Genomic DNA, 17,110 nt, shown 5'->3' with positions numbered 1-17,110 from the left:
TTTGGAAAAAAACGAGCAGCGGCGCAGGTTGAGAACAATTTGTGAACTTCTCCAGATTGATTGACAAAAAAGGGGTACGAATTTATAGTTAATATGGTAAATAGGCTCATTGACAATATGTGACCTTTTGTTCGAAAAATATTTGCTTTAGAGGTGGGATTAATTAGATGAATCGATGGCAGAATCTGTGGCGTTACATCCCTCTTGTCGGGTTAATGTTACTATTATCGGGCTGTGGGAGCGATACGCTTTCAGCGTTGAGGCCAAGAGGTCCGGTAGCTAGAGATCAGCTGTTTTTGATGGAGCTGAGTCTGGGCATCATGGTATTGGTAACCGTGATTGTATTTGCGATTTATATTTATGTGCTCGTACGCTTTCGGAAGAAAAAAGGCGATAAAGATATTATTCCGAAGCAAGTGGAAGGCAGTCACGTTCTGGAAATTATATGGACGGTAGTGCCTATTATTTTGCTGCTCATTCTGGCTGTACCAACCGTTAGCTATACCGTTAAGCTTGCAGACAATCATATTGGCAGCAAGGACGCGCTACATGTTAAAGTAACGGCGCATCAATTCTGGTGGCAGTTTGAATACCCAGAGCTTGGAATTTCAACAGCACAGGATTTGGTTATTCCAAAAGGTAAGAAAATTGCCTTTGAGCTTACTTCAGCAGACGTATTGCATGCCTTCTGGGTGCCTTCACTTGCGGGTAAACAGGATACCAATCCGGGCATGACCAACACCATGTATTTTGAAGCGGATGATGCCGCTGTCTTTATGGGTAAGTGTGCGGAGCTCTGTGGAGCGTCACATGCATTGATGGACTTCAAGGTTATATCAAAGAGTGAAGCCGATTTTACCAAGTGGGTTGATAAAATGAAAGCTCCTGCAACTATTTCCGCAGATGCGCGGAATGGTGAACAGGTGTTTAAAGATAACTGTCTCGCCTGTCATGCGGTCAGTCCCGAAGGCCTTGGGATGGGACCGAATCTGAACGGTTTTGCTTCACGTGAAATGATTGCAGGTGTAATGTTCCGTAAAGACAAGGATGGCAAGGATATCAATGATGCACAGCTGCATGCTTGGATCAGTAATCCTCAGTCCGTGAAACCAGGTAACAAAATGCCTGCTTTTGGTCCTACAGGATCGAAACCGCTGCAGGATCAACAAATCAACGATGTTATCAAATATTTGAATAGTTTGAAATAAGCTCGATTTTGGAAAAAGGAGGTAAAATACGTTGGCAAACTCTCATCCAGTAAAGCACTACAGTGGACTTATGGATTGGTTAACTACGGTTGACCACAAAAAGATCGGTATTTTGTATTTAATCGCAGGCGGCTTCTTTTTCTTACTAGGCGGACTGGAAGCTATATTGATCCGGATTCAGTTGGCATTTCCAGATCAGAAAATTTTTGTTGGCGATTCGTTTAATGCTCTGACAACGATGCATGGTACAACGATGATTTTCTTTGCCGCAATGCCTATCATATTTGCATTTATGAATGCGATAGTGCCTCTCCAGATTGGAGCGCGAGATGTAGCATTCCCTTTCGTTAATGCACTTGGCTTATGGTTATTCTTCTTTGGTGGCGTAATGCTGAACGTGAGCTGGTTTCTGGGCGGTGCTCCTACGGCTGGTTGGACGGCTTATGCTCCATTATCATCCATAGTCGATACCACGTCCTCATATCATGGGGTCGACTTTTATGTGCTAGGTCTGCAAATCGCAGGATTGGGTACACTAATTGGGGGGATTAACTTCCTCGTTACAATTATTAATATGCGGGCGCCTGGCATGACTTACATGAGAATGCCAATGTTTACTTGGACGGCTTTTATTACCTCGGCTTTGATCCTGTTTGCCTTTCCGGCGATCACGGTTGGTTTGGTTGAGCTTATGTTCGACCGGATGTTTGGCGGTGCTTTCTTCGAAATTTCCAAGGGCGGGAATACTGTGCTTTGGGAGCACTTATTCTGGATATTTGGGCATCCCGAAGTTTACATTTTGATTCTCCCTGCTTTCGGAATCATTTCCGAAATTGTCAGTACATTTTCCAAAAAACGTCTATTCGGATACAGCTCCATGGTATTCGCAACAGCGTTGATCGGATTCCTGGGTTTCATGGTTTGGGTTCACCATATGTTTACAACCGGTATCGGTCCAATAGGTAACGCGATTTTTGCGATTGCTACCATGGCGATTGCCATACCTACAGGGGTTAAAATATTTAACTGGCTGTTTACTTTGTGGGGCGGTCAAATTACGTTCTCGACAGCTAATATGTTTGCTACAGCGTTTATTCCAACCTTTGTTATGGGTGGTGTAACCGGGGTTATGCTCGCAGTTCCTCCGGCAGATTACCAGTATCACGATACTTACTTTGTTGTCGCGCATTTCCATTACGTTATCGTAGGTGGACTTGTACTGGGATTATTCGCAGGTCTATACTACTGGTGGCCTAAAATGTTCGGACGTATGCTTAGCGAAACGCTTGGCAAAATTCACTTCTGGACATTCTTTATCGGTTTCCATCTGACATTCTTCCCACAGCATTTCCTTGGACTTATGGGGATGCCACGCCGCGTATTTACATACCAGCCAGGCGTAGGGCTTGAAGAAGGTAACTTCGTCAGTACGATTGGTGCTTTCCTGATGGGTATTGGTACTATCGTATTCCTGATCAATGCAATTGTAGCAGCAAGTAAGCCAAAAAATGCACCTGCAGATCCTTGGGATGGTCGTACTCTGGAGTGGTCGATTCCTTCTCCTGCACCTGAATATAACTTTAAACAAACTCCGCTTGTTCGTGGCTTGGATGCATTATGGAAAGAAAAAATGGCTGGCAACAAGGAAATGACGCCTGCCGAGCCTATTGGTTCGATTCATATGCCATCGGCATCGATCCTGCCTTTAATATTCTCTATTGGATTTTTTATTGCAGGCTTCGGATTTATGTATCACACGTATTCTGTCGCAATTATCGGTGGAGGCATCATGCTGGTTTGTATGTTCCTTCGTTCGGTATATGATGACAAGGGCTTTCATATTGAGCCGGAAGAACTTGAAGATAAGGGGGCTAAGGCATGAGTGCGCATCATGAAGTAGGTGGTGCACTGCCACCTCACGCGGAAACCGCGACATTGGAAGGCAAGAATAAGGTCACAGGCTTCTGGCTCTTCCTTGGCGGAGAGTGCGTATTGTTCGGTACGTTGTTCGCAACGTTCATCGCATTACGTAATCAGGTTCCTGACGGCCCTACCGGACAAGAACTATTTAATCTGACAACGGTCGGAATTTCCACACTTATCTTGTTAACGAGCTCCTTGACCAGCGTATTCGCTACAATGGCCATGCATCGCAATGATTTGAACAAGCTGAACTTGTGGATGGCTGTTACTGTATTGCTAGGTCTGGGATTCCTGGGTCTGGAAATTTATGAGTTCATGGAATATGTTCATGAAGGTCATGTATTCACGAAGAGTGCATTTGCTACTTCCTTCTATACACTCGTTGGCTTCCATGGAGCACACGTAGCGTTCGGTGTACTGTGGATCACATTGTTAATTATTTCTTCGTTCAAAAAAGGACTTACCGTCGTAACTGCCCCTAAGTATTACGTTGCCGGACTTTATTGGCACTTTATCGACGTAGTATGGGTATTTATCTTCACCGTAGTGTACTTATTGGGGAAGGTGGGACCGTAAATGAGCAGCCAACAGCATGCAACACCAGCGGCTAAGCGCCATAAAGCGGAAAGCCCTAAGAACCATTACTTGTCTTATATTGTATCGATTCTTTTAACCATAATTGCCTTTGCCGCAGTGCTATATGGCGGTTTGGATCGTTGGTTCCTGATTCTTTTCTTAACTGGTCTTGGGATCGTACAAGCGATTTTTCAATTAGCTTATTGGATGCACATGAAGGAAAGAGGCCATCTGTTTCCAATTGTCGGGATTATATTTGGATTTATCGTAGCTTTAACTGCAGTAGCGGCAGCCGTCTACTGGACTTGGTGGTAAGTAGAGGAGGCTTTTAGAAATAAAAGCCTCTTCTTTCTTTTGAGCATGCACTATTTTTCACAAAGTAAGATGCTGGAAATCAAGGTTATTTAGAAAGGAGAATCAACATGAACATGGAAGCAATGGGTCATATGGAGCACACTAGAGGAGATTTAATGTCAGCAGGTTTTGCCAATTTGTGGAGTCCAGGGTTGCTCCTTATTGTTGTCATTATTGGCTGGCTGTACACTCTGGCTGTAACTCGCTGGCGACATCGTTTTACGGATAACGCACCTGTGAAGACGAGTCGGATGGTTTATTTTTATCTGGGGTTGTTGATGTATTATGTAGCAGAGGGATCGCCTCTCAGCTTGTATTCGCATCTATATAGCTTTAGTGCTCATATGCTGCAGCAGTCATTTCTGTATTTAGTTGTACCCCCGATGCTTCTGTTCGGCTTGCCGGGCTGGCTGCTTCGTCCTGTATTGAAACCGAGAGCGATGAAGGCGTTTATGCAGGTGTTCACATCGCCATTGATCTCTTTGTTCGTGTTTAATATCGTGTTCTCCTTTTATCATATTCCGATCATTATGGATACTTTGATGGCTAATATGCCACTGCATGAGCTGTACAAAGCTATTTTTCTGCTGGCTGCCTTCCAGCTGTGGTTTCCGGTATTTTGCCCGCTACCAGAATATAATCGGATGTCCGAGCTTAAGAAGATGGGATATATCTTTGTTAACGGGATCTTGCTTACGCCTGCCTGCGCATTGATTATATTTGCAGGATCGCCTTTATATCAAGCCTACGCTGATGTTCCTGAACAGTACTTGTTCATGTCGGTGCTTAATGATCAACAGCTTGGCGGGGTCATTATGAAAATTGTTCAGGAAATTGTTTATGCTGTAGCTCTTGCTTATACCTTCTTCGGCTGGTACCGGAGAGAGCGTAAAATGGAAGCCGAGGAAGATCTGATGAATGAGTCTTTAATTCAGCATCCACAAGCTCAGCCTTCTGTTCAAATGAATCGAGCTTAAATTTATGATGGGTTAGGTGGGACTCAGTATGCCTATTTTACCAACGATCAGCACTAGCTTTATTGTGATCAGTGCGATCTTTGTCGCCTGTGGATGGTACCAGATTGTGAAGGGGAACCGTCAAACACATCAAAAGCTGATGGTGTGGGGTGCGGTGTTTGCACTTGCGTTTTTTATTATTTATTTATCCAGAACGTTATTTGTCGGCAATACAAGCTTTGGGGGTCCTGAGCATTTAAAGCTGCCCTATCATCTATTTTTATTTTTTCATATTGCCTTGGCTACGACAGGCGGCGTATTCGGGATCGTCACCCTGCTGCTTGCGTATAAACAAAGGTTTGCCAGACATCGCAGAATCGGGCGGTGGACAGCCGTAATCTGGCTTCTAACAGCACCTACAGGTGTAGCCGTATTCATTCTTCTGTATGTGCTGTATCCGGGTGGAGATACCAAACCCATGATCAATGCGATCTTTGGCATATAAAATCAAGAAGCAGATGCTTGTCCATGAGATGGATGCATCTGCTTCTTTTTGTTACGTATTGATTATAAGTTCGGGATGCAGCTTAAAGCGCACTACCTCCAAATATAAACCGGTATTCCCAGTGTCTATTTGCAATACTGTCAATACGGACTCCACCGGATTCCTTGGAATAGGTGTGCAAGATTTGACCATCTCCCAGATAGATACCAACATGTGTAATCGTCTGATTAGCTGTATTGCTCGGATATAGGGATTTGCTTGTTCCTTTGTAATCCATGAAGAACATCAGGTCGCCTACCTTGAGGTTGTTCCAATTGGTAGTGGTTTTACCGATTTTGCGGACGTAGTCACCCTGCTGTCTGGAGTCGCTTGGCAGTGTGATATTGGCACCATCTTTAAAAGCCTGGCGTACAAAATCAGAGCAATCGAAGGTGTTGGTGTTGGAACGGTCGGAACCATACTCATAAGGGGTACCTAAATAGGATTTGCCCGCTTTGATAACACTATTAATGATGTTGCTGGTATTACCGCCGTTATTACCTCCAGTATTACCTCCACTTCCACCATTGCTACCACCGGAAGTGGACGGTTTGATGTATTGGCTGTTGGTGGATACATAACCTGTAACCCCGTTGGAATCACTAACCTTGTACCAGTAGTCATTCACTTTTGACAAAATCTTAACGGTTTCTCCGGCCTTCAAAAACCTGATGCTGCTCGAATCAGTCGATGCACCAGTTCTGAAGCTAACGCTGCTCACAATGACGGCCGAGGAAGGATCGGTGGTACCACTGCCGGTACCGCCACCGCTGCCTGTACCACTACCGCCGGAAGAGATCTCTTTTATGTATTGACTGCTGGTTGATACATAACCGGTTTCTCCTTTGGAATTACGGATTTTGTACCAGTAGTCATTAATTTTAGATAAAATTTCAACAGTTTCTCCGGCTTTCAAAAATCCTTTGCTGCTCGAATCGACGGACGCTCCAGTTCTGAAGTTAACGCTGCTGACAATGACGGCTGATGAAGCATCGGCTTGGTTCGGGACGAGTAGACCGACGCTCGTGGTGAGAGTGGTGGCTAACAGCAATGTCGCAAGATGTTTTTTCAAAATGTAATACCTCCAGTTGATATTTTCAAACCTTATGTATATAAACATTCTCGTTGCTTATAAGCAGGAGAACGAGGTTTGCCAGGGATCGATAAAAAAAGCTGTAGCTAGTTATTGAAATTGTTGATTTGACATCTAGCCCGTTTGACAGCCACAATGGGATTAAGAATCCACTTGTTAGTCCTATATAGGAGTCCACCGCTTCATAGGGTTCGAGGCTTGTCTCAAGATTTGGCGGGGTACCCATTATATCGTCGCTTGAACCAGCTAAGTTTAGTGGTAAATGTTGACATGGTTTTTATGGTGTTATGGGCAGAAATAAGATTAGCATTGTAACTGAAAAGTCAACATGATATGATAGTAAAAACAGTATCAAGAACAAGGTTCATTATGATGAACAGAAGGAGGATTTTATGGCAAATACAAGTATCATCTTACGGGTAGAGTTAGCACATGATTTAGTAACTTTTGGTGATGTGGCTGCAGTTATTAGCCGTGCGGGCGGAGATGTAACTTCGATTGACGTTATCCGTGTCGGCAAGGAATCCTCGGTTAGAGATATTACGATAGATGTGCAGGATTCGATTGAGACTGAAGTCGTTCAAGCCATTAAGGACTTGAAAGGGATCACACTCATCAACGTGTCGGATCGTACCTTTCTTGCTCATCTAGGCGGTAAAATTTCTGTTCAACCGAATATGCCGATCAAAAATCGGGATGACTTGTCCCGTGTATATACACCAGGGGTAGCCCGTGTCTGCACCGCTATTCAAGAAAATCCACTCAAGGCTTATTCCTTAACTATCAAAAGAAATACGGTAGCTGTTATTACGGACGGCACGGCTGTTCTGGGGCTGGGTGATATTGGACCGCAGGCTGCTGCTCCGGTTATGGAAGGGAAAGCGATGCTGTTCAAGCAGCTGGCTGGTGTGGATGCGTTCCCGATCTGCCTGGACACGAAGGATACAGAGGAAATTATTCGTTCGGTGAAAGTGATCAGTCCTATCTTTGGAGGTATTAATCTGGAGGATATCAGCTCGCCGCGCTGCTTCGAGATTGAATCCCGATTGGAGAAGGAACTCGATATACCGGTATTTCATGATGATCAGCATGGAACAGCTGTAGTTATGATGGCTGGCCTGATTAACGCGCTGAAGGTTGTGGACAAGCCCATTGAATCCATACGTGTTGTAGTCAATGGAATCGGGGCTGCTGGTGTATCGGTTTGCAAAATGCTGCTCGCGGCAGGGGTTAAGCATCTTGTACCGGTTGACCGTGATGGTGCGATTGTCCGCGGTCAAACCTATGATCAACCGATGTGGCAATGGCTTGCTGAACAACCTCAGGTTGAAGATGTTGCTGGCGGCTTGGACAAGGTTATTCACGGGGCTGATGTATTCATTGGGGTGTCGCGTGCGGGACTGCTGAAGGTTGAGCATGTTCAGTCGATGGCTAATGATGCGATTGTGTTTGCTCTTGCCAATCCTCAGCCGGAAATCGATCCGGAAATTGCTCAAGCGCATGTTCGTGTGCTGGCAACCGGACGTAGTGATTATCCGAATCAGATCAACAATGTGCTGTGCTTCCCGGGGCTTTTCAGAGGGGCATTGGATTGCAGAGCACGCCGTATCCATGAGGATATGAAGCTGGCTGCCGCTCGTGCTATTGCTTCGGTCGTGAGCGATGATGAGCTGAATGAGCTGTATATTATCCCAAGTATATTTAACGATCATGTGGTTGCCAATGTTCGCCATGCTGTTATCGAGGCAGCGATTCGTACGGGTGTTGCCCGCCGGATTCCACCAGATTTTCGTTAAAAGCGAATGACCCTTGAACAGGTGTTATCCGACTAAATATGATACTTCTGTTGAAGTAACTCTAATGTAAACAAAGCTTAAGCAGTCGGAAGCCTCCGGCTGCTTTTTCTGTTGGTTATAGATAATTCCGTCTAATCACTGACGCATCTCTATAAAAGGGTACGTCATGAACGCACAAAGAGAGCAGACTGCCGAAGCACCTGCCCTTTTTTGTACAGCTCAGTTCACGAACATTTTAGTCAGAATGATGATTGGTAGGCATAGCCTCTGGAGAAGTTAGCCTGTCGTAGAATTCAACATATTTGTCCTTATCGGAGCTTGACCGCAGAGCCATACCAGCACGTGGATGCTCATTCAATACACCAGCGACCATGTAAGGAATAATGTAGCCCCACTCCACTTTTTCGCGCATAGGGATCAAGTGTCTTTCGATCAAATCCAATACGGGACGAATTTCGTATCTAGGATTTTTCAAATAGCTTACCAACAGCTCAGTTGGGCAGTTGCCAGCGGCGCGGCCCATACCGAATACGGAAGCATCGAGAAATTCAACGCCTTTGGCAGCTCCAACTAATGTGTTGGCGAACGCAAGCTGCATGTTGTTATGCATATGAAGTCCGAGCTTTTTATTTGGAAGCAGATTCTGGAATTTGGATACCATATAATCGACATCACGATTGTCCATGCTGCCATAGGAATCGACTACATAAACGACATCGACAGGGCTTTTAGCGATATCTTCAAAAGCTTCTGTCAATTCATTTTCCATAACGTGGGAAAGAGCCATAATGTTAATACTTGTCTCATAGCCGTAGCTATTGAACTTGTTGACCAGCTCCAGCGCCTTGTCCACATCTTTGATATAAGTCGCTACACGGATCATATCCAGATGGCTTTGCTCACGAGGTAAAATATCATTCTCATCCACACGGCCGATATCGACTAATGCAGACAGTTTTGTATCGGTTTTTGTTTTAATAACTTCCTTAAGGAAATCCTCATTCAAAAAGCGCCAAGGACCAGCATCGGCACCCTTTAACAGCTTAGCTGAATTTTTATAACCAACTTCCATATATTCCACACCGGCTTCGCTTAAGCCAGCATACATGTCCTGAACCATTTTTACGCTAAAATCCCAGTTATTGACGAGTCCCCCGTCACGAATCGTACAGTCCAAAATTTTGTGGTTAAGATCTTTTGTCATCCGAATTTGCTCCTTTTCTGTCAGTGCGCCGTTAGTCAGACCGCAGCGGTCTGCTTCATTGTTCTTTAACGCTTTTTGGCTTTTAAGCGGTAAAGTAAATTTCCTATATTTAATATGCCATAGTATAAACAATCTTGTCAATAAAAACAATCCGACTTCATCACGAAGCCGGATTGTTCGTTGCGTATTTATGAACGATAATGAGTGCTATGGAGTTTTGATCAGGGTATATTTACCGATCAGAGGCAATGGCTTTATTTGGCCATTAGCGGCATTAATGATACCCAAAATCGTTAATACAAGTGCACCCAGATTGGCAATGGGCACCAGAATCAAGTTAAGGAACGGAATAGCACCTAATACAATGTTACAAGCAATGCAGACCAACAGCAGCAGTAAGCCTTGATTGGCATGGTACATGGCAAATCGTGATTGCTTGGCAACGAGGAGGGGCAGGAAGAAAATTATGTAGGCTAGAATGCCCATCACTTTGTTCTCAGCGGCATCGGCTGGATCGACTGAAAGCTGTTCAGATGAACGATTAGGATCTTCTGACGGGGATGACAACATATCCACCTCTTTCTTGTAAATGGTATACACTGTTTGATTATGTTGTAACCATCGTATGCAAAATTGAAACAGCATATGTCCATTTTATTTGGAATATCTTCTTTTTTCAAGGGAAATAATAGAACTTATGGCTAATAACGGTTTTTGGTTTGAAAGAAACCATCGGCCGTTGGCAATCAGTACATATTAATGGTAAGTGAGCTTGGGTGAAAAAGATTTGCCATGGAAAACAAAGTTGTGCTACCCCTATTTTTCGTTGTCAGGGTAACACTGTTTCTCTAGACCCACACGAGATTCGTTTGTTATGATGGACATATAGATTACGAGCATGTTTCATCATGGTCTGGAGGAGTGTCAGAAGTGAACGCATATGATAATCTGAAGCAGGGTGAGAAGGGCGCATGGGTCAGTATTGCTGCGTATATTCTTTTATCCATATTCAAAATCAGTATGGGCTATATAACGGGCTCTGAAGCGTTGACCGCTGATGGTATTAATAATACAACCGATATTATTGTATCTCTGGCGGTGCTGATCGGTCTGCGTATTTCTCGTAAACCCCCTGACCACGATCATCCGTATGGTCATATGAGGGCGGAAACGATTGCTTCGCTGGTGGCTTCCTTTATTATGTTTGCTGCCGGTATTCAGGTTATCATTCAATCTGTGCAAAGCTTGATATCTGCAGAACGCCAGGCCCCTGATATGCTCGCGGCATGGGTTGCTCTCTTCTCGGCTGTCGTGATGTGGGTCGTATATATGTATAATAGAAAGCTCGCCAAACGTATAAACAATCATTCGTTGATGGCTGCGGCTATGGATAACCGTTCGGATGCTTTTGTCAGTATAGGCGCAACCGTTGGTATTATAGGATCGAGATTCGGTTATCCGATATTGGATACGATAGCTGCATTTGCCGTAGGACTGATTATATGCAAGACAGCATGGAATATATTTTCTGAGGCAACACATGCATTGACAGACGGCTTTGATGATAAGCGGTTGAAGGTGTTTCAGGAAACCGTACGTGAAACCCCTGGTGTGAAGAGCATTAAGGATATTCGGGCTAGAGTCCATGGCAGCAGTGTGCTGCTTGACGTGGTGGTAGAGGTAAGTGCGGAGCTGAGCGTGGAGCAAAGCCACCATATAAGTGACGAAATCGAGCAGCGTATGCAACTGCAGCATAGTATTGATAATGTGCATGTACATGTAGAGCCTTACTCCAATCTAAAAGAAGAAAGCTAGCTCCTGGTGAGGGTTCAGGCTCTCGGGATTAAGCGATACACATGAGCTGGCTTGTCCAAGAATACCAAAAGAGCTTCACCAGGATCGAATCAGATCCGGTCGAAGCTCTTGTTTTTATGGAATATACTGTTGCACGATTTTTACGACCTTCCCATCCTTAACAGTCAAATGGTAGGGATACTCATGAATAACAGCGTCCTTACTAAAAATAGCTTTGAATTTGTTCAATGTTAACGGTTCATTCCAGACAATCTGGGCTTCCTCAGGACGATCATTCCGATTATATATTTGCATCAAAACCGCTGCATCACTCTGAATTTCAAATGTTTGCAGTTTAGTGTTATCATTAACGATATAGTAGCCGCTTGGCGCACCCATCTGCCCGAATTCAGGCTCTTTTTGTGCAAAAACAGCATCTGCTTCTTTACCTTCATACCATTCGATATCATCAACAACGATATAGGTCTTTCCATTATCCGTATACATATCCTGAATGTAGGCCGGATGGGTATCGCTGCTTTTGGCTACGGGGGCATAATCTCCATTGGTTTGTGCAGAAGTAAGACCGGACATGATTAATGATAATAAAGAGGTAATGAGAACCGTTCGCCACATTTTTTTCATTACAATTCCCCTTCACACATTGGATACTTATCATTAACGCGAAATTGACGAATTGAATCGCGCAAGTCTTAACAAGAGAGGAATCAGTGCCATGCTTTTTTATATGATTGCTGCTGTTGTCATGGTGATTGACCAAGCTTCAAAACTTTTGGTTCGCTTGTACATGGAGCTCGGAGAATCGATACCTGTTCATCGGCTTTTGCAATTGACTTATATTGAAAATGATGGAATGGCTCGTGGTCTATTCCCAGGATATGCACGCCTGTTTGCTTTGGTTGCCGTATTATTTGTTGCAGGTATTCTGTATTATCGCAAAAAAGGCGAGCTTCGCGGAACACTGATGGACATAGGTACCGGATTTATGGTTGGGGGTGCTGTTGGCAATGCAATCGATCGCATCCTGCTGGGCACAGTCACTGATTTTTTGGCATTTGGTTCAGGCCGAGGAGTGATGAATATTGCCGATTTGGCAATCAATATAGGGGTACTCTTTATGATAATAGCGATGATTCAAAATTATGTCTCACAAAAATCCAAGTCTGAGCATGTGAATGAGAGCTAGAAGCGGGATGAAGATGGAATGAAGCAGCCCAATAATGCTGGAGAAGCACCCGTGATTGAAGATCGGGAGGATATTGGGCCGCAAAGCAACACGTAATTACCTTACTCGCTACACCTTTTGCAAGGAAAGTGAAGCATGGGTTCCAGCTGTATGTCCAGTGGCAAAAGCCGCCGAGATATTATAGCCTCCCGTATAGCCATGGATATCAAGGATCTCACCACAAAAATACAGCCCGCTCATTAATTTTGATTCCATAGTTTTCGGATCTACCTGCTTAAGATTAATACCCCCGCCTGTAACAAAGGCCTCTTCGATCGATAGCGTCCCATTTGCCTCAATAGGAAAAGCTTTGACGAACTTGCACAATTCAAGCCATTGCTGCTTGGGGATGTTGTCATAGGTGATGTCTTCCTTTAGCTCCGCTTTGTGCAGTAAGAGCGGAATAAGCCGTTCAGGCAAAGCCGCCTTTAATACATTTTTGATTGCCTTTTTGGCGTCTGTCCGTGCTAATCCTAACGTATAGTCATGGACCTCTTGCAGACTATGCTCGGGAAGAAGGTCTATCGTTAACGGTATCGTAGGCGTTCCAAATTGCTTGAGGGCCTTCACTACAAATTGGCTGCATCGCAATACGATAGGTCCAGATATGCCAAAATGCGTAAAGATCAGGTCGCCTTCATGCTCGATGAGCTTTTTCCCCTTCGGATTCCATACGGATAGTGTGACGTTGCGCAAGGATAGTCCTTGCAGCTCCTTGCTCTTGATAAAAGGTTCCTTGGAGGTGATAGGCACCTCGGTAGGGAAAAGCTCAGATATCGAATGCCCGGCATGCTCGGCCCATGGATAGCCGTCACCGGTTGAGCCTGTTTGCGGCACGGACTTGCCTCCTGTAGCGACAATAACACATGCTGCATGTATCAGCTCTCCGGATTTCAGTCGTACACCTGCTGTTCGTCCATCCTTGTACAGAACCTCCGCAACAGGAGCATTCGTCTGAATATGAACGCCTTGGCGCTTTACCTGATTGATCAGCGCGTCGACTACATTTTTGGCCTTATCAGTAACAGGAAACATCCTCCCCCTGTCCTCTTCCTTCAGCTTAATGCCAAGCCCCTCAAAGAAAGAGATAATGTCCTTGCTGCCAAAATGGGTAAATGCACTATATAGAAAACGCCCGTTGCCGGGAATGTTCTTGATCAGCTCATCAATATCCTTATTATTCGTGACATTACATCGTCCTCCACCAGAAATACCGAGCTTGCGCCCCAGCTTGTCACCCTTGTCAATCAATAATACCTTCGCGCCGCCAGCGCTTGCCGCAATACTTGCCATAAGACCGGCTGAACCGCCGCCGATAACAATTACATCGAACTTCATGAATCCAATCTCCCTTTGGTTAACAACCTCCGTTGTTTTTTCCATATTCTTATCACGATATATACGATCAAAGCGATCGCAGGCAGCCATAACAGCTGTAACCCGTACCGATGTACCAAAATTGCCAGCTGGGGCACATGATCACCGGCAACGTAGCCTAATGAGAAGAATAACAATGTCCATACAAGACCAGTTGAGTATGAGATGAGGGCATAACGCCGAAAGGACATTTTGTTGAGTCCTACAAGATACGGAATGATATGACGAACTACTGGAAGAAAATAGCTAATCACCAATGCATAGGAACCATAACGGGCAACAAGCCGCTCCGACTTGTCAACATATATAGCAAGCTTCTTCTTACGACGCATTCGGTTTAATGCCGGTGTGCCAATCCATCGCCCTATAACATAACCCAACGTCAGTCCTGACACAACTCCCAAATACGTAAGTAGAAAGGCAGGAATCGGCAAAAGCACACCGCTTGCGGTCACGGCTCCTCCAGTCATGACAATCCCTTCATCCGGAACAGGCATCCCAACGATTCCCAACCATAAAGCAAAAAATAATGCTGCATACCCATATTGTCCAATCATCGTTATCAGCGTTTCATAAGTCATATTCAAGCTCCATTTCTCCATTAGGCTCAAACTTAATATACCAATAAAAACCTCGAACAGCAAAATTGGCAAACTATCTGTTGTGAAGCTGCCTAATAAGGAAATTCATAGCAGGTGAACCAGTAATCGTACAGCCTGCTGCAGTCCGCTTACGTCCATAATAATCGTAGGGGAGGATTGCTATGAAATACCTGATTTGCTCGATCATTACCGCTTTGTGTACGATGATTTGTGTCGTAAGCTCGTCATCTCCAGCAGCTGCAGCTGCAACGTCATCAGACAAGATAGCGTACTTAACCTTTGACGATGGACCTTCGAAAAGTACTTCACGTATTTTGGACATTTTGCAGGAAAATGGGATCAAGGCTACATTTTTTGTTACAGGAAAAACCTCTGAACACAGCAAGCAGATGTTCCATCGAATTGTAGATGAAGGACATACGCTTGGCAATCACACGTATTCACACGATTATAACCGTATTTACCGTTCGGTAGGGGCCTTTAAGGCTGATGTGGAACGGCTGAACCGATTATTGGAAGAAACGGTTGGGGTCAGGCCGAATATATTACGTTATCCGGGAGGATCTAATAATCACTTAAGCTGGCGATCAGGGGGCCGTCATATCATGAGTGCTATTACCCGCGAGATGTCGGCGCTTGGCTATCAGTATTTTGATTGGAATGTGAGCTCCACTGACGCAGCAGCTGTTATTCAGAGCAAGGAAGCGATTGTCGATTCGGTAAAAAGCAACAGCAGCGGCAAAAAACAAATTATTGTGCTTATGCACGATATGGATGTGAAGACGACGACAGTGGAAGCTTTGCCGGAAATTATTTCCTACTTAAAGCAGTCTGGGTATCATTTTGATGTGCTGGGCAAGGATTCTTTTACGTTTCAATTCCTGCGACCGGGAAATCGCTGACCGAAGTTTATGGTGAGCGTACAAAGAACCTTTGCTTTCCAACCTTGCCGATGTATAATGAGAGTTAGAATAGTTTTTATATCATTATGTTAGTAAAGGAGATGAGCTAAGATGTCGATGTCATTTGAATCGTACATGAAAGATATGGTCCAACCGATGAGAGATGATTTAACCCGAGTCGGAATTACTGAGCTGCGCACGCCGGAGGAAGTCGTTGAAAACCTCGCAGACGTGAAAGGTACAGCTCTTCTTGTTATTAATTCGGTATGCGGATGCGCCGCTGGCCAATGCAGACCCGGTGTGGCCAAAGCCTTGCAAAACGAGGTAAAGCCAGACCATTTGTTCACGGTATTCGCCGGACAGGATAAAGAAGCAACTGCCAAAGCACGTGAGTATTTGGCTCCTTATCCACCATCATCACCATCAATCGCTTTGTTTAAGGATGGACAGCTTGTTCATTTTATTCAACGTCATCAAATTGAGGATCGTTCCGCTGATTTAATCGCTAACGACCTGATCAGTGCTTTTGAAAACTACTGTAAGTAGGAAGCTGTTTATTCGATAGACGCTTCCGATATACGAAGACTCCCCCGGCCTCAGGAATTCCTGGGCTGCTGCGGGAGTTTTTTTGTAAAAATGGATGAGGAGAGGTGGAGAATCATGAGTCTGCAGCAAGAAATTATCGCCAAGCTGGGCGTGAAACCGACTATACAGGTGGATGAGGAAATCCGTACACGGGTGGATTTTTTGAAGCAATACATAGAGAATGCGGCTGTTGATGGGCTGTTGATTGCAATTAGCGGAGGTATTGACAGCGCCGTGGCTGCAGGCTTGTGCAAGCAGGCCACCGATGAGCTAACGGCAGAGAAGGGCAGGGAGTACAAGACGATTGGTGTATTTCAGCCATATGGCGAGCAGTCGGATATCACAGACAGCTATGCGGTAGCTGAAGCCTTCGGATTAACCTACAAAATCGAGACAAATATCGAGGAAACCGTCAATGAAATAGCGCTTGAAGCCGAATATGGGCTGAAATCGATCGGCATTCATCGTCATATAAGTCGTGCGGGCAAAGGCAACGTGAAGGCAAGAACGCGGATGGTGCTGCAATATGCATTGGCCTTCGATTTGAATTTGCTTGTGGTTGGTACCGATCATGCATCTGAGGCGATCACCGGATTTTTCACGAAGTATGGAGACGGGGCCGTTGATATTACGCCACTCAGCACGTTAAACAAACGACAGGTACGACAGCTTGCGGCAGTGCTGGGGGTTCCGCAGAGCGTATTGGATAAAGCTCCAACGGCTGGATTGTGGGAAGGACAGACGGATGAGTCTGAGCTTGGCATCACTTATGAGGACAACAGCGATTATCTGGAGGGCAAAGAGATTTCTCCTGCAGCCAAGGAGAAGCTGGAGAAGCAGTATCTGAAGACCGAGCACAAGCGAGTAACTATTCCGGGGATATAACAGGGGATAGGCTAGCTTAATTGGACGAAGTTTTCATAGAAAGCATGGAAGAAGGTCAAGCTTCA

Annotated in this window: 18 protein-coding genes; 12 read left to right on the top strand and 6 right to left on the bottom strand. The window is 44.9% G+C overall.

All coding sequences use genetic code 11. The features are described 5' to 3' along the window. Positions 1-167: 167 nt before the first annotated feature. From coxB to LRL21_RS22015, 6 genes are all read left to right on the top strand, one after another. Positions 168-1,208 carry a cytochrome c oxidase subunit II gene (gene coxB, locus LRL21_RS22040; protein ID WP_240417951.1) on the top strand — a complete coding sequence of 347 codons (1,041 nt, stop codon included), beginning with the start codon at positions 168-170 and terminating at the stop codon, positions 1,206-1,208. Between the two features lie 70 nt (positions 1,209-1,278). Then, entirely contained in the window at positions 1,279-3,090 is a 1,812-nt protein-coding gene (gene ctaD / locus LRL21_RS22035; RefSeq protein WP_240418113.1) for a cytochrome c oxidase subunit I, read from the top strand. Continuing rightward, a complete protein-coding gene (locus LRL21_RS22030) occupies positions 3,087-3,707 on the top strand; it encodes a cytochrome (ubi)quinol oxidase subunit III (RefSeq protein ID WP_240417950.1) in 621 nt (206 codons plus the stop codon). Before ctaD ends, LRL21_RS22030 begins: the two co-directional genes overlap by 4 nt. Further along, entirely contained in the window at positions 3,708-4,022 is a 315-nt protein-coding gene (locus LRL21_RS22025; RefSeq protein WP_240417949.1) for a cytochrome C oxidase subunit IV family protein, read from the top strand. 107 nt (positions 4,023-4,129) lie between these two features. Continuing rightward, the gene (locus LRL21_RS22020) at positions 4,130-5,038 is read left to right on the top strand and encodes a cytochrome c oxidase assembly protein (RefSeq protein WP_240417948.1); all 909 of its coding nucleotides are present in this window, start codon (positions 4,130-4,132) and stop codon (positions 5,036-5,038) included. A 28-nt stretch (positions 5,039-5,066) separates the two neighbouring features. Then, a complete protein-coding gene (locus tag LRL21_RS22015; protein WP_240417947.1) occupies positions 5,067-5,522 on the top strand; it encodes a DUF420 domain-containing protein in 456 nt (151 codons plus the stop codon). Positions 5,523-5,604: 82 nt separating this feature from the next. Here LRL21_RS22015 and LRL21_RS22010 read toward each other — a convergent pair whose 3' ends face one another. Further along, complete coding sequence (locus LRL21_RS22010; protein WP_240417946.1) at positions 5,605-6,633, bottom strand: C40 family peptidase; 1,029 nt, start codon at positions 6,631-6,633, stop codon at positions 5,605-5,607. Positions 6,634-7,046: 413 nt separating this feature from the next. Here LRL21_RS22010 and LRL21_RS22005 point away from each other — a divergent pair, with 413 nt between their 5' ends. Beyond that, a complete protein-coding gene (locus LRL21_RS22005) occupies positions 7,047-8,450 on the top strand; it encodes an NAD-dependent malic enzyme (RefSeq protein WP_240417945.1) in 1,404 nt (467 codons plus the stop codon). 235 nt (positions 8,451-8,685) lie between these two features. Here the strand turns inward: LRL21_RS22005 and LRL21_RS22000 are convergent, their stop codons facing one another. Together LRL21_RS22000 and LRL21_RS21995 are read right to left on the bottom strand one after the other, a co-directional pair. Then, the gene (locus tag LRL21_RS22000; protein ID WP_240417944.1) at positions 8,686-9,654 is read right to left on the bottom strand and encodes an aldolase catalytic domain-containing protein; all 969 of its coding nucleotides are present in this window, start codon (positions 9,652-9,654) and stop codon (positions 8,686-8,688) included. Between the two features lie 207 nt (positions 9,655-9,861). Further along, on the bottom strand, positions 9,862-10,140 hold the full coding sequence (locus LRL21_RS21995; protein ID WP_240418112.1) for a magnetosome magnetite crystal formation protein family: 279 nt from the start codon (positions 10,138-10,140) through the stop codon (positions 9,862-9,864). 444 nt (positions 10,141-10,584) lie between these two features. On the opposite strand from LRL21_RS21995, the gene LRL21_RS21990 reads away from it, so the two are divergent. Beyond that, positions 10,585-11,469 carry a cation diffusion facilitator family transporter gene (locus LRL21_RS21990; protein WP_240417943.1) on the top strand — a complete coding sequence of 295 codons (885 nt, stop codon included), beginning with the start codon at positions 10,585-10,587 and terminating at the stop codon, positions 11,467-11,469. A 114-nt stretch (positions 11,470-11,583) separates the two neighbouring features. On the opposite strand, the gene LRL21_RS21985 is transcribed toward LRL21_RS21990, so the two are convergent. Continuing rightward, positions 11,584-12,093 carry a hypothetical protein gene (locus tag LRL21_RS21985; RefSeq protein WP_240417942.1) on the bottom strand — a complete coding sequence of 170 codons (510 nt, stop codon included), beginning with the start codon at positions 12,091-12,093 and terminating at the stop codon, positions 11,584-11,586. A gap of 91 nt (positions 12,094-12,184) precedes the next feature. Between LRL21_RS21985 and lspA the strand changes: the two genes are divergently transcribed. Then, complete coding sequence (lspA, locus tag LRL21_RS21980) at positions 12,185-12,655, top strand: signal peptidase II (RefSeq protein ID WP_240417941.1); 471 nt, start codon at positions 12,185-12,187, stop codon at positions 12,653-12,655. A gap of 108 nt (positions 12,656-12,763) precedes the next feature. Here lspA and LRL21_RS21975 read toward each other — a convergent pair whose 3' ends face one another. Both LRL21_RS21975 and LRL21_RS21970 read right to left on the bottom strand, forming a co-directional pair. Beyond that, a complete protein-coding gene (locus LRL21_RS21975; RefSeq protein ID WP_240417940.1) occupies positions 12,764-14,032 on the bottom strand; it encodes a BaiN/RdsA family NAD(P)/FAD-dependent oxidoreductase in 1,269 nt (422 codons plus the stop codon). Beyond that, on the bottom strand, positions 14,029-14,652 hold the full coding sequence (locus LRL21_RS21970) for a DedA family protein (protein ID WP_240417939.1): 624 nt from the start codon (positions 14,650-14,652) through the stop codon (positions 14,029-14,031). Before LRL21_RS21970 ends, LRL21_RS21975 begins: the two co-directional genes overlap by 4 nt. A 182-nt stretch (positions 14,653-14,834) precedes the next feature. On the opposite strand from LRL21_RS21970, the gene LRL21_RS21965 reads away from it, so the two are divergent. The 3 genes from LRL21_RS21965 (at position 14,835) to nadE (ending at position 17,045) form a co-directional block, all read left to right on the top strand. Continuing rightward, entirely contained in the window at positions 14,835-15,575 is a 741-nt protein-coding gene (locus LRL21_RS21965; RefSeq protein ID WP_240417938.1) for a polysaccharide deacetylase family protein, read from the top strand. 111 nt (positions 15,576-15,686) lie between these two features. Beyond that, a complete protein-coding gene (locus LRL21_RS21960; RefSeq protein WP_240417937.1) occupies positions 15,687-16,121 on the top strand; it encodes a BrxA/BrxB family bacilliredoxin in 435 nt (144 codons plus the stop codon). Positions 16,122-16,235: 114 nt separating this feature from the next. After that, positions 16,236-17,045, top strand: coding sequence for an ammonia-dependent NAD(+) synthetase (gene nadE, locus LRL21_RS21955; protein WP_240417936.1), 810 nt, complete (start codon positions 16,236-16,238; stop codon positions 17,043-17,045). The last annotated feature ends 65 nt before the right edge of the window (positions 17,046-17,110 follow it).

The sequence above is a fragment of the Paenibacillus periandrae genome (genome assembly GCF_022458865.1).
Taxonomy (GTDB): domain Bacteria; phylum Bacillota; class Bacilli; order Paenibacillales; family NBRC-103111; genus Paenibacillus_S; species Paenibacillus_S periandrae.
The sequence above is the reverse complement of the archived record's forward strand: the minus strand, read 5'-3'. Positions and strand labels throughout refer to the sequence as shown.

What these genes read in the sequence shown, in the direction of transcription:
- coxB (WP_240417951.1), top strand. Translation starts at nt 168, where the DNA reads ATGAATCGATGGCAGAATCTGTGGCGTTACATCCCTCTTGTCGGGTTA.
- ctaD (WP_240418113.1), top strand. Translation starts at nt 1,279, where the DNA reads ATGGATTGGTTAACTACGGTTGACCACAAAAAGATCGGTATTTTGTAT.
- LRL21_RS22030 (WP_240417950.1), top strand. Translation starts at nt 3,087, where the DNA reads ATGAGTGCGCATCATGAAGTAGGTGGTGCACTGCCACCTCACGCGGAA.
- LRL21_RS22025 (WP_240417949.1), top strand. Translation starts at nt 3,708, where the DNA reads ATGAGCAGCCAACAGCATGCAACACCAGCGGCTAAGCGCCATAAAGCG.
- LRL21_RS22020 (WP_240417948.1), top strand. Translation starts at nt 4,130, where the DNA reads ATGAACATGGAAGCAATGGGTCATATGGAGCACACTAGAGGAGATTTA.
- LRL21_RS22015 (WP_240417947.1), top strand. Translation starts at nt 5,067, where the DNA reads ATGCCTATTTTACCAACGATCAGCACTAGCTTTATTGTGATCAGTGCG.
- LRL21_RS22005 (WP_240417945.1), top strand. Translation starts at nt 7,047, where the DNA reads ATGGCAAATACAAGTATCATCTTACGGGTAGAGTTAGCACATGATTTA.
- LRL21_RS22000 (WP_240417944.1), bottom strand. Translation starts at nt 9,654, where the DNA reads ATGACAAAAGATCTTAACCACAAAATTTTGGACTGTACGATTCGTGAC.
- LRL21_RS21995 (WP_240418112.1), bottom strand. Translation starts at nt 10,140, where the DNA reads ATGGGCATTCTAGCCTACATAATTTTCTTCCTGCCCCTCCTCGTTGCC.
- LRL21_RS21985 (WP_240417942.1), bottom strand. Translation starts at nt 12,093, where the DNA reads ATGAAAAAAATGTGGCGAACGGTTCTCATTACCTCTTTATTATCATTA.
- lspA (WP_240417941.1), top strand. Translation starts at nt 12,185, where the DNA reads ATGCTTTTTTATATGATTGCTGCTGTTGTCATGGTGATTGACCAAGCT.
- LRL21_RS21975 (WP_240417940.1), bottom strand. Translation starts at nt 14,032, where the DNA reads ATGAAGTTCGATGTAATTGTTATCGGCGGCGGTTCAGCCGGTCTTATG.
- LRL21_RS21970 (WP_240417939.1), bottom strand. Translation starts at nt 14,652, where the DNA reads ATGACTTATGAAACGCTGATAACGATGATTGGACAATATGGGTATGCA.
- LRL21_RS21965 (WP_240417938.1), top strand. Translation starts at nt 14,835, where the DNA reads ATGAAATACCTGATTTGCTCGATCATTACCGCTTTGTGTACGATGATT.
- LRL21_RS21960 (WP_240417937.1), top strand. Translation starts at nt 15,687, where the DNA reads ATGTCGATGTCATTTGAATCGTACATGAAAGATATGGTCCAACCGATG.
- nadE (WP_240417936.1), top strand. Translation starts at nt 16,236, where the DNA reads ATGAGTCTGCAGCAAGAAATTATCGCCAAGCTGGGCGTGAAACCGACT.